The following is an 11,301-nucleotide window of genomic DNA, read 5'->3' as shown; positions in this document are numbered from 1 at the left end:
CGTACGGTGGCGGGATCATTCGTCCCAACCGCTGGTGACGACCAGCGGCCGAAGGCCGCTGGTCGTCACCAGCGGTTGGGACGAATGATCCCGCCACCGTACGTCCCACACGCCACCTCGCGCCCCCGATCACCACTCATGAAGAAGCGCATTCTCGGTAGCACCGACCTCGAGGTCCCCGTCATCACCGTGGGCGCCTGGGCCATCGGCGGATGGCAGTGGGGGGACGCGGACGACGCGGAGTCGCTGGCGGCCCTGCGCGCGGCCTACGACGCGGGCATGACCGCCGTAGACACGGCGCCGATCTACGGCTTCGGGCGCTCCGAGCGCGTGGTCGCGCAGTCCCTCGTCGGCCGCGACGACGTGGTCGTGATGACCAAGTGCGGCCTGGTCTGGGACGACCCGGCCGAGCGCGGCCAGCTGGCCTTCGAAGGAGCCGGCGAGGGCGGCAAGCGCGTCAAGGTCTACAAGAACAGCCGCCCGGACTCGGTCAAGCGCGAGTGCGAGCAGTCTCTCAAACGCCTCGGCGTCGACCACATCCACCTGTTCCAGGTTCACTGGAACGACCCGACCACGCCGGTGGCCGAGACCATGGGCGCCCTGGCCGAGCTGCGCGACGCGGGCAAGATCGGCGCCATCGGCGTGTCGAACTACTGGCCGGCGGTGCTCGACCAGGCCCAGGCGGCCCTGGCCGCCAAGGGCGTGCCCCTGGCCAGCAACCAGCCGCGCTACAACCTGGTGCACCGCGACGCCGAGCGCGAGGTTCTGCCCTGGTGCCGGGAGCGCGGGGTGGGCGTGTTGGCCTACAGCCCGCTCGAACAGGGCCTGTTGACCGGCAAGGCGCGCGAGGACCGCGAGTTCCCCCCCGGCGATCAGCGCGCGGGCCGCGCCTCCTTCCGGCCCGAGAACCGCGCCGCGATCAACGGCGTGCTCGACGACGTCGTCGCTCCCATCGCCGAGCGCCACGACGCCACCCTGGCACAGACCTGCCTGGCCTGGACCATCGCCCAACCGGGCATCACCACCGTCCTGGCGGGACTGCGCAAGGCGGCCCAAGCCGACGAGAACGCCCGCGCCGGCGCGCTCGAGTTGGGCGACGACGAGCTGGACGCGATCGATCGCGCCTTCGCCGCCCTGGACCTCGATCTGCGCGAGTAGGAAAGCTGTCCCCGATGGTCGAATCACCCCCCACGCCCCGACCCTCCTCGGGTCCCTCCCCGGCCGCCGCCGAGCGCTTCGGCGCCGCCCTCGTCGAGATCGAGTCCGAGCTGAACTGGAAGCTGCTCGGTCGCGCCTACTGCGAGGACGGCGGCGACGACTTCTTCGGCGAGGAGCAGCGCGAGGCCCAGCGCGACGCCGCCCTGCGCTTCGCCGCCGACGTGGTCGAGCGCCTCTCGGCCTCACCGACCGGCGCGAGCCTCTACATCGGCGCGGGGATCGCCGAGATCGCGCCGATCCTGGCCGAGACCCTGCTGGTCGGGCGCGCGGTGACCGTGGTGTCCCTCGATGGCCCCGAGACCCGCGAGCTGAACCGCGCCCTGGCCGCGGTCGAGGCGCGCCTGGGCGTGAGCCTGCCGCGCTGGTCGACCCAACCCCTGGTGCGCCTCGAGACCATCGGCTTCGACCACCTGTGGCTGGTCAGCGTGCTGACCGACCCCGAGGCCTTCCCGGCCCTGCACGACATGCTGTACGAGCGCGGACGCCCCAAGCGGCGCGCCCTCGACATCGAGGCCGGGATGGCCCTGGGCCTGGTCGACGCCGCCCTGCGCCGGATCAAGACGCCGACCCTGGTTCACACCACCAGCGAGGAATCGGGCCTCTTGGCCGACGCTTGCCACAACGCGGGGATGCACGTGGTGCTCGCCCGCGAGGGGCGCCTTTCGCCGATCGTCGGCGACGTGGTGCGACACGGCCGGATCCTGCTCGGCGCCCCGAAGGAAGCTCCCAAGGAAGCCTGAGCCGCGGTCCCCGACCGGCTCGGCGGGTATGCTTCCGGGCGCTCCGTCCCCCCAAGCCATCCCGACCATGCCCGAGTTCAACGACGCCGCCAAGGCCGCCTACTCCGTCCAGGACTACTCCGCCCGCTCCAAGATCGAGGGGCTGGAGATCGTCGAGCTGCGCCGCTTCAACGACGACGGGGGCGCGATGACCGAGCTGGGGCGCCTGGACGGCGGCAAGCTCCAGGGCCTGCCGGGCTTCGAGGTGCGCCAGGTGAACTACTCCGTGATGGAGCCCCTGGCGATCAAGGCCTTCCACATGCATAAGCGCCAGACCGACGTCTGGTACGTGCCGCCCACGGACAAGATCCTCCTGTGCGTCGGCGACGTGCGGAAGGGCTCGCCGACCGAGGGCGTGGTGCAGCGCCTCGTGCTCGGCGACACCCGCTCGATGCTGGTGCGGATCCCGCCCGGCGTGGCCCACGGCGCCAAGAACCTGCGACCGGCGACCCCGTCGGTGATCGTCTACTTCGTGGACGTGCAGTTCTCGACCGACGAGCACTGCGACGAGGGCCGCCTGCCCTGGGACCACTTCGGCGCCAGCGTGTGGGACGTCGAGCGCGGCTGATCCGACGCGCGCGGCCCCGCGGGGCCCCCGCGACACGCTGACGATCCCGAGCCGTGCTGTTCAACAGCCTGCACTTCCTGTGGTTCTTCGCCCTCGTCTGGGGCGTGTACTGGGCCCTGGGGCGGCGGCCCCGGCTGCAGAACCTACTGCTGCTCGCGGCGAGCAACTTCTTCTACGGCTACTGGGACTGGCGCTTCCTGGGCCTGATCTGGGCCTCGACCCTGATCGACTTCGCCTGCGGCCTGGCCTTCGAGCGGCCGGGCATGACGGGGACCAGGCGCCGCGCGGTGCTCGGCATCTCCCTGGCGTCGAACCTGGGGCTGCTCGGCTTCTTCAAGTACTTCGACTTCTTCGCCGCCAGCGCGGCGGAGCTGCTCGCGAGCCTGGGACTGGGCGCGCACGAGTGGACCCTGGGCGTGATCCTGCCGGTGGGGATCAGCTTCTACACCTTCCAGACCCTCTCCTACACGATCGACCGCTACCGCGGGACGATCCCGGCCGAGCGCAGCCTGGTGGACTTCGCCACCTACGTGGCCTTCTTCCCGCAGCTCGTCGCCGGTCCGATCGTGCGCGCCGCGGAGTTCCTGCCCCAGGTGCGCGCGCGGCGCGTGTTCCGCTGGAGCGACCAACTGGAGGGCCTCGAGTTGGCCCTGTGGGGGCTGTTCAAGAAGGTCGTGCTGGCCGACAACCTGGCGCCGGCCGTCAACGCGGTCTTCGCGGGCGGTGGGGACGAGGTCGGCTACCTGGCGCGCATCGTCGGCGTGTACGCCTTCACCCTGCAGATCTACGGGGACTTCTCGGGCTACACCGACATCGCGCGAGGCTGCGCCCAGGCCATGGGCTTCCGCTTCCCGTGGAACTTCCGCATGCCCTACTTCGCCAGCGATCCCCAGGAGTTCTGGCGGCGCTGGCACATCAGCCTGTCGAGCTGGCTGCGCGACTACCTCTACATCAGCCTGGGCGGCAACCGGGGCGGGGCCCTCGTGACCTACCGCAACCTGATGCTGACCATGCTGCTCGGCGGCCTTTGGCACGGGGCGGCCTGGAACTTCGTCTTGTGGGGCGGCTACCAGGGGTTGCTGCTGTCGCTGCACCGGGCCTGGTCGCGGCGTCCGAGCTACAGGCCGGCCAGCACTCGGCTCGGCGCCGCGGTGCGCTGGGTCTGCTTCCTGCAACTGGTGGTGCTCGGTTGGCTCTTCTTCCGGGCCGAGAGCATGGCGCAGATCGTGGGCTTCCTCTCGCCGACGCAGGCGGGTCTGTTGGCTGGCCTGCCCCTCTCGGAGCACCTGGCCAGCGGCCTGATCGTCGCCGCGGGCGCGACCTTGGTCGTGCTGGCCTGGGACCTGGGCCTGTGGCGACGCGGCGACGCGGAGAGTCCCTTCGAAGCGGCGCGACCGGGCGCGCGGGCGGCGGTGCTGGTCGGCCTGTACCTGGCCGTGAGCCTGTTCGGTCGCTTCGTCGGCGGCGAGTTCATCTACTTCCAGTTCTGAGCGCCTGAACGCACACGAGACCTGTGGCCGTCCACGACCCCAACCCCGATCCCCCCGAGCGCGCCGCGAAGGCGCGCGCGGCCCTGGTGATTGCCGCTGTGCTCGCGGTGGTGGTGGAGCTGTTGTTGGCGCTGGCCCTGCCCGAGCACCGCGGTCGCCACGAGCTCGACGCCCGGGTGGCGCAGGTGCAGGGCGCGCGCATCGCGCCCCGCGTGGTGCTGCTCTCCGACAGTGTTTCCTACGACGTGCTCTGGCCCGTGCCCGACGGTGTCTTGGACCTCTCCAGCAACCAGTCGGTGTCCACCGCCGGCAACGCCTTCCTGGTGCAGCGCCTGGCCGACACCCTCGCGCGCCGGGGCGTCGGTGGGGGTGTGGAGCGCGTGGTCTACGTGCTCTCGCCGGCCTCTTTCGAGGCCGACCTGCGCTCGGAGCGCTTCCTCGAGCTGTACTTCACCTCGATCTTCAACCGGCCCGCGGAGCGCCACGCCGTGTCCGAGCGCCTGGGGCGCCCCGAGTTGGTGGCCGAGCTCGAGACCCAGGCCCGCCGGCGTTGGCTCTACCCGCCGAGCTACCTGCGCCGCGGCTACCTGCTGCGGCCGCTGGCCGAGGCCATGCGTGAGCTGGACCGGCGCTTGCGGGGCAGCGGGCAGCTGCCGAGCGCAGCACCCGCCGCGACGTTGCAGCGAATCGACAAGGACACGGCGTTGGATCACCTGATGGTGTCCGAGGTCACCGCCGACTTCCTGCCGCTCTTGGCCGAGGCCGCCGGGCGCCTGGGGGCCAGGGTCGAGGTGCGTCTCGCCCCCGTGCCCCCGACGACGCGCGCCGCCTGGCAGGCGAACGGAGCCCTGCCCGACCTCGAGCGCGAGCTCGAGGCCCTCTGCGCGCCGGTCGACGGCCTGACCTACGGCGGCCCGATCCCCTACGAGCCGCCCGGCGACCGGGCCTTCTACGACGGCTCGCACCTGCACCCGGTGGCCCGCCGAGCCTACGGCGAGGCCCTGGCGGCCGAGCTCGGCGACGGCTGAACGAGCCCGGTGGCGGCCGGGAGCGCCGCGCCAGAGCTGGCCAACCGGCCTCCTGCCGAATCGCCTGCCCTGGCCTAGACTCGGAGCGGGGCACTGCCCGCCCCGCCTTCCCGCCTCGGCCCCCCCCCTGACAGGTTTCGCCATGTTCGCTGCTTCGTCGCGTCTGTGCTCGGTAGCGCTCGCCCTCTCGTCCCTGGCGAGCGCCGCGACGGCCCAGTGGTCGTCCACTTCCTACGACCCCCTGGCCGGCGTCGACCGCTCGGGCTCGATCCTGATCCACGACGACGGCACGGCCCTGCGCGGGTTCGCGGCCCTCGGCAGCGGCTGGGTCGACCTGGCCGCCAGCGGCGCGACCGTGCACGGCGTGGCCGAGCACCTGGCGCTGATCGAGGACGCGGGCACCTTCATCGCCTGGAACGCACGCAGCGGTGCGCTCGAGTCCCTGACCGTCGCGGGGACTGCCTGGATCGGCGTCGACGACGAGGTCGCCCTGGTGATCGAGGACGACGCCGGCGCGCTCACCGCCCACGCCCTCTCGGCCCTGCACGACGGTTGGCACGACCTGCCCCTGGGCAACTTCACCCTCGACCCCTTCGACGTGGCCCTGGACGACGGCGTGGTCTGCGTGCGGCGACCCGACGGCTACAGCGCCTTCGGCGCGCGCTGCGGGACCTGGGGCGAGTTCGCCGTGCCCGTCACCGGCGACTACGCCCAGTCCTTCGGCAACGTGGCCATCGCCAGCCTGTTCAACTTCTCGACCCTCGAGGGCGAGCCCTTCTACGCGGCCTTCTCCGGTCACACCGGGACCTGGGCCGTCTCCACCGAGGCGCACTTCTCGACCAACCCGCGCCTGATGCGCGACGCCTGCTACATCCGCGAGAAGACGCTCGTCACGCAGCGCTACCGCTCGCTGGTGTTCGACGGCTTCCTCGGCGAGTGGGTCGTGAGCGAAGTGATCCACCCCTCGGGCACCACCGAGGAGCACCCGGTCGGGCACATGATGACCGTCTACGACGTGGTCGAGGTGCGGCGCATCGAGACCTACGCGCCGGCCGGCGGCCTGGGCTGGGTCTCGCGGCCCGGCGACTTCGACCTGCTCGTGACGGCGGATGACACATTGATCCTGACCGACTTCGCGAACGACGAGCTGCACGCCACCGGCGCACTGTTGGGTGAGGGCTGGAACGTACGTTCGGCGCCCGCGCCCCACGAGCCGATCCCCGGTCCGCGCGCCTTCGCCCTGGTGCGCGACGCGGTGGGTGACCTGCACGCCTACCTGCCGCGACGGGGCAACTGGGCCAGCCCGTTGAGCGTCCCCGGCGCGACGGTAGCTGCTGGCGAGACGGTGGCCTTGGCCTTGGAAGCCGACGGCTCGCGGGTCTGGGCCTTCTGCGCGCGCCGGGCCCAGTGGGTCTCGCGCGACCTCCCCGCGGGCGCCACGTCCCTGCACGTGGGCGCGTCAATCGCCGCGGTGCAAACCGATTCGAGCCTGGCCGTGTTCGACGCCTTCGCGGGAGTCTGGCGCGACGCGGGACTGCTGGCCGCCGGTGAGAGTCTCGAGATCGGTCGCGATCACCTGGCCGCCGTCGACGTCGCCGGCGGTACCGCCCGCGCCTGGAGCGCCGCGCCCGCCCAGTGGCAGATGGCGAGCCTGGCCGTTGGAGCGATCGCGGACGGACCGCACACCGAGGGGCGCGCCACCTGGCTCGAGGACGCCGCGGGCGAGCTGTGGGCCTTCGGCTCCCTGCCCGACGGCTTCCTGTGGCAGGACTGGCCCGACGGCCAAGAACCCCTGTGGCGACCGGAGAACGCGCCGGCGCCCTCGAACCACATGCACTACGGCGTCGCCGGCGATCCCGGCGACCGAGCCTTCGTCCTGATCGGCGCCGGCAACCTGGCCGACGGCGTCAGTGTCAGCCCGTTCTCGGGTCTGCTCTACCTGACTCCCTCGTCCACGGTCTTCACCGACCTGGGCGCGATCGGGTCGACTGGTACGACGTCCTTCGACTTCGCGCTCCCCGCGGGTCTCCTGCCGGGTGTCGAGGTCTGGTTCCAACCGCTGTTCGTGGTCGGCGTCGACCAACTGCGCTTCGGCACCGCCGCCCAGCCTGCGATCGGCTTTTGAGCCGCACCAGCGCCAGGGAGCCGTGGTCCGTACCAGCCGCACGTCTCACCTCGATCCAGCACCAAGGCCCGAAGGCCGGGTTGGTGATGGTCGTGGTGCGACGGCGAGTTTGGCAAGTGGGCCTTTCGAGTCACTCGACGGTCACTACCGAGCGGTGGGCTTGAAAGCGTCGGTGGGGGGGGCAGACTGCTGCTCCCCGGTCGCGACTGGGCGGCCACTGGTTTGCATCCTTCGGCAAGCTTCCCCAACGACGCCTGATGTCACCCGCAGAGCACCCCTCGCGAACTTCCCTACGGGTGACGGCAGCGGTCGGTGTCGCGGCGCTGGCGCTCGGCATTTGGATCGGATTCCTGCTCGGGCAGTCCACGGCGCAGGTCGCAGGTCCCGCGTCGCCTGGTCGGGCGCACGTCGCCGATCGACCCGCGGCTTCCGGAGCGTTCACGACCCCGGCGGGGCTACGCCGACCCGCCCACGCCGAACCCGCGGCCGTTGCAGAACTCGAGGGCGAGGTCTTCGATGCCGAAGACGAGGGCACGCCGTCCTTGCCCGATGCCCGCTGGCGCTTGGGTGAGGAGCTACCCCTGGCCCTCGAACCTTGGCGAGCGGAGTACCGGCAGCCGGTGGACCCGCTCGAATTCGAGCTGAAGTACGACGGATGGGAGCTCGAAGCGCTCGACGCTCGCCACGATCAGTTGCGGGTACACCTGAGGGAGACGCGCCGATCCGTCCACCTCGAACGCTACGCCGATGGTGCGGGCACGTACTTGCGTCGCGCGGCCGACATGGAAGTCGACAACGACGGCGATGGCATGCCCGATCCCGAGCTCGGATTCAAGATCGCCATGCGTAATGGCGAGCCTTGGACCATGGCCACCGGGCACGTCCTCCCCGGTGGCGAGTCGGTGGTGGACGTGACCTGGATGCCCTTCGACGAGTATCCCGAGCTCTACGCTTTGGACGACGAGAAGAACTGGCTCAAGCAGAAGATCACCCAGCTCGAGGCGCAGTCGGGCGACTAGTCGCCGGCCGCCGAGGGCGTGGTGAGGTCGACGCGCTCGGAGGCGAGTACCTCGTCGCCCGGGGCGAGCAGGCGCAGGACGTAGTCGAGGCCGGGGCGCAGCATCAGGCTGGGCGCCTCGCCGTCGCGCCACAGGACGCGATCGACGGGAACGGCGCCATCGGCCTCGCCCGCGACGCGCGCCTCGAGAGCCAGGGGTGCGCCGGGGCTCGGCCGCTGCCCGATGCCGTCGAGGTCCATGGCGTGCGGTTGGCGCAGGCCGCCCATCGACATCCAAGCGGGGCGCCCGTCGACGAGGGTCGTGCGCTGCAGGAGGACCATCAGGTCGAGCTCGTCGATCGTGCTGTAGCGCGCGCCCTCGGCGTCGCGGAAGACCGACGGGCGGTCGGGCGCGTGCGCGTCGACCAGGGCGCGGTAGGCCGGGCCCTCCCGCTCGGGGAGGTCGGCCTCGGTCAGGACCATCAGGTCGACGGTCAGGGGGTCGACGCCGGTGGTGCGCTTGAAGATGCCGCCCATGGGCGTCCAATCGCCGCCTCCCTCGGAGGGCTCGGACTCCAGGAGGTGATGGCGCCCGCACCAGACGATCAGGCGCGCCTCGGGGGCGGCTTCGAGGATGGCGGCGAGGTTCGCGGCTTGGCGCTCCTCGCGCCAGTTGGTGGCGGCCAGGGGGTCGGCGGCGACCTCGGGGGGACGACGACTCAGCTCGGCCTCGTAGCCGGTGACCTCCAGGCCCAGCTCGAGCGCCCGGCGCACCAGGTCGCCGAGCACGGGGTCCTTGGTGTAGAAGCCGTCCGACTCGAGGGGGTAGCCGCGGCGGTTGAGCTCGCTGACCGCATCGCCGTCGCGGGTCAGGGTCTCGAGGGCCAGGTGGGTGAAGCCCTCGGCCGCGAGCGCACCCAGGAGTTGGTGGGCGAAGGCGCGCTGCTGGCTTCTGCGGTGCTCCTCGTTGAGCATCACCACGCGCCTGCCGCGGGCCGCCTCGAGGATCGCGGTCACCGCACCTGTGGGCTCGAAGCCGTCGGTGCCGGGGTCACTGGCGCCGCTCGGCCGATTGGCTGCGTAGGCGGTGCAGTCCAGGTGCAGGGCCGTGCGCCAGTCGTGGACGAAGGTCAGCTCGGTGGCGAGGACGTCGCGCCACATGTCTCGCTCGCCATCGTCGAGCTCGGGCTCGAGGGCTTCGAGCGCGGCGACCGTGGCCAGGTGCCCACGCTCGGCGTTGGCCTGCCGCACGGCGTAGGGGCGGGGGAGCCCCGGCGGAGGGGACTCTTGGGCCGAGCTCGGCGGCGCGGGGAGCAGGGCGAGGGCGGAGAGGGCGACGGCGCAGGCTCGGGCGAGCCAGGTGCGTGCTTGCATCGATCGATCGTCGGTAGCGGCGGGGAACGCTGCTCGGGCTCGCCCGGGTGAGGATAGCGGGGCCTTACCGGTTGCGCTAGATTCGGTCCTGGGCGCGAATTGCGCCCCGATGAGGTCCTGGGACCGAATTCGATCTCGTTGGAGCCCTCTTGCGGCCGATTCGGTATTTTTCCCGAATCATGGCTCAATTCGGCTCTGAGACCGAAGTGCTGGCGCTGATCGGCGACATCGTCCGCTCGCGCGAGCTCCCCGACCGCGCCCAGGTCCAGGAGCGCCTGGGGGCCTGCGTCGACGCCCTGGCGCAGCGCCTGCCGGCGGGGGTCGTCTTGGCCGGCCCGACCCTGACGGCGGGGGACGAGGTGCAGCTCCTGCTGGCACCCGAGGGGGCTTCGGCGGCGGTCCAGGCCATCCGCCTCTTGGACGGGGCCGTGCGCCCGGCGCGCATGAGCTTCGGCATCGGCTGGGGGCGCCTGTCGACGCCGATCGAGGACGGCGCCCAGGCGCCGATCGGGCGCCTGGACGGGCCCTGTTTCCACGCGGCGCGCTCGGCCCTCGAGGCGGCGCGCGAGCAGGGGCGCTGGGTCATGACCGCGGGTTGGTCGACGCCCTCCGGCGCCATGATCCTCGACGGTCTGTTCGCCCTGCTGGGCCACCAGCGCGCCGGCTGGACCGACAAGCAGGCCTCCACCGTCGCCGCCGCGCGGGACCGTATGCAGAAGGACGTGGCCGAGGAGCTCGGCGTGCAGCCCTCGGTGGTCAGCGAGCGCCTCAAGGCGGCGGGCTTCGAGGCCTGCGTCGCCGGCGAGCGCAGCGCCGAGTTGCTGTTGGCGCAGCTCGCGGGCGCCGGCGCGGAGCGCAGGGAGTAGCCGTGGAGCTGTGGCAGATCCTCCACCGCTGGTCCCACGCGGACGGGGCCGAGCTGACGCTCCTGGCCCTGCTCTTCGCCGGCCACATGCTGGGTGACTTCGTCTTCCAGTCGGCGCGCATGGTCGAGGGCAAGCGCCGCTCGATCGCGGTGCTGATGGAGCACGGCGCCTGGGTGACCCTGTGCCACGTCGCCCTGGTGCTGCCCCTGGTCCCCTTCCGAATCCTGCCCGAGACCGCCCTGGGCCTGGGCCTCTTGGGTCTCGCGCACCTGTTGATCGACCGCTGGAAGACGGTGGTCGAGGCCCGCGACGCGGCCGCGGGTCGTGGGCGCCGCTTCCGCTGGTGGGTCATCGATCAACTCGCACACATGGCGACCCTCGGCCTGGCCTGGCGCGGGATCATCGCGCTGATCGGTCACCAGGGCTTCGACCTGGCCCTGCCCGTGGAGTGGTACGAACCGGTGCGAATCCTCGCCCTGACCGTCGCGGTGTTGGCCTTCAACGTGCACGGCGGCAGCGCGATCGTCGGCGCCGTGCTCGACGCCTGCGAGCGGCGCGAGCAGGTGGGCTTCGCCGCGGCCGGTGCGCCCGAGGACCCCTCGCAACCCTGGGGCCTGGAGGGCACCAGCAAGGCCAGTAAAGGCCGCGTGATCGGCATCCTCGAGCGGCTGCTCCTGGCCCTGTTCGTGCTGTTCGGCGCCTTCGGGGCGATCGGCTTCGTGCTGGCCGGCAAGTCCATCGCGCGCTTCAAGGAGCTCGAGGACCGCGACTTCACCGAGGGCTACCTGGTCGGGACCCTGGCCAGCACCCTGGTCGCGGTGACCAGCGGGTTGCTCTTGACCTACCTGATCTGAGT

10 protein-coding genes are annotated in these 11,301 nt (G+C 71.7%); 9 read left to right on the top strand and 1 reads right to left on the bottom strand.

Going from position 1 to position 11,301, the window contains the following annotated elements; all coding sequences use genetic code 11:
• The first annotated feature begins 138 nt into the window (after positions 1 to 138).
• The 7 genes from Pla133_RS15085 to Pla133_RS15055 all read left to right on the top strand — a co-directional run bounded on the left by Pla133_RS15085 (position 139) and on the right by Pla133_RS15055 (position 8,227).
• Positions 139 to 1,158, top strand: a complete 1,020-nt coding sequence (locus tag Pla133_RS15085; protein ID WP_145066659.1) for an aldo/keto reductase — start codon at positions 139 to 141, stop codon at positions 1,156 to 1,158.
• Between the two features lie 14 nt (positions 1,159 to 1,172).
• A complete protein-coding gene (locus tag Pla133_RS15080) occupies positions 1,173 to 1,958 on the top strand; it encodes a hypothetical protein (RefSeq protein WP_145066656.1) in 786 nt (261 codons plus the stop codon).
• A 67-nt stretch (positions 1,959 to 2,025) separates the two neighbouring features.
• Positions 2,026 to 2,565, top strand: a complete 540-nt coding sequence (locus tag Pla133_RS15075) for a dTDP-4-dehydrorhamnose 3,5-epimerase family protein (RefSeq protein ID WP_419191561.1) — start codon at positions 2,026 to 2,028, stop codon at positions 2,563 to 2,565.
• Positions 2,566 to 2,618: 53 nt separating this feature from the next.
• Entirely contained in the window at positions 2,619 to 4,055 is a 1,437-nt protein-coding gene (locus tag Pla133_RS15070; RefSeq protein ID WP_145066652.1) for an MBOAT family O-acyltransferase, read from the top strand.
• A 23-nt stretch (positions 4,056 to 4,078) separates the two neighbouring features.
• Positions 4,079 to 5,083: a hypothetical protein gene (locus Pla133_RS15065; RefSeq protein ID WP_145066650.1), complete on the top strand. Its 1,005-nt coding sequence runs from the start codon at positions 4,079 to 4,081 to the stop codon at positions 5,081 to 5,083.
• 142 nt (positions 5,084 to 5,225) lie between these two features.
• A complete protein-coding gene (locus Pla133_RS15060; protein ID WP_145066648.1) occupies positions 5,226 to 7,208 on the top strand; it encodes a hypothetical protein in 1,983 nt (660 codons plus the stop codon).
• Between the two features lie 257 nt (positions 7,209 to 7,465).
• Positions 7,466 to 8,227, top strand: a complete 762-nt coding sequence (locus tag Pla133_RS15055) for a hypothetical protein (protein WP_145066646.1) — start codon at positions 7,466 to 7,468, stop codon at positions 8,225 to 8,227.
• Here Pla133_RS15055 and Pla133_RS15050 read toward each other — a convergent pair.
• The gene (locus Pla133_RS15050) at positions 8,224 to 9,579 is read right to left on the bottom strand and encodes a hypothetical protein (RefSeq protein WP_145066644.1); all 1,356 of its coding nucleotides are present in this window, start codon (positions 9,577 to 9,579) and stop codon (positions 8,224 to 8,226) included. The two genes, Pla133_RS15055 and Pla133_RS15050, sit on opposite strands and share 4 nt — an antisense overlap.
• Before the next feature lie 179 nt (positions 9,580 to 9,758).
• Here Pla133_RS15050 and Pla133_RS15045 point away from each other — a divergent pair, with 179 nt between their 5' ends.
• Complete coding sequence (locus Pla133_RS15045; RefSeq protein WP_145066642.1) at positions 9,759 to 10,445, top strand: SatD family protein; 687 nt, start codon at positions 9,759 to 9,761, stop codon at positions 10,443 to 10,445.
• Positions 10,446 to 10,447: 2 nt separating this feature from the next.
• Positions 10,448 to 11,299 carry a DUF3307 domain-containing protein gene (locus Pla133_RS15040; RefSeq protein ID WP_145066640.1) on the top strand — a complete coding sequence of 284 codons (852 nt, stop codon included), beginning with the start codon at positions 10,448 to 10,450 and terminating at the stop codon, positions 11,297 to 11,299.
• The last annotated feature ends 2 nt before the right edge of the window (positions 11,300 to 11,301 follow it).

Origin of the sequence: Engelhardtia mirabilis (genome assembly GCF_007748095.1) — a bacterium.
Classification (GTDB): Bacteria; Planctomycetota; UBA1135; order UBA1135.
Note: the sequence above shows the minus strand (reverse complement) of the source record. Positions and strands in the feature narration are given on the sequence as shown.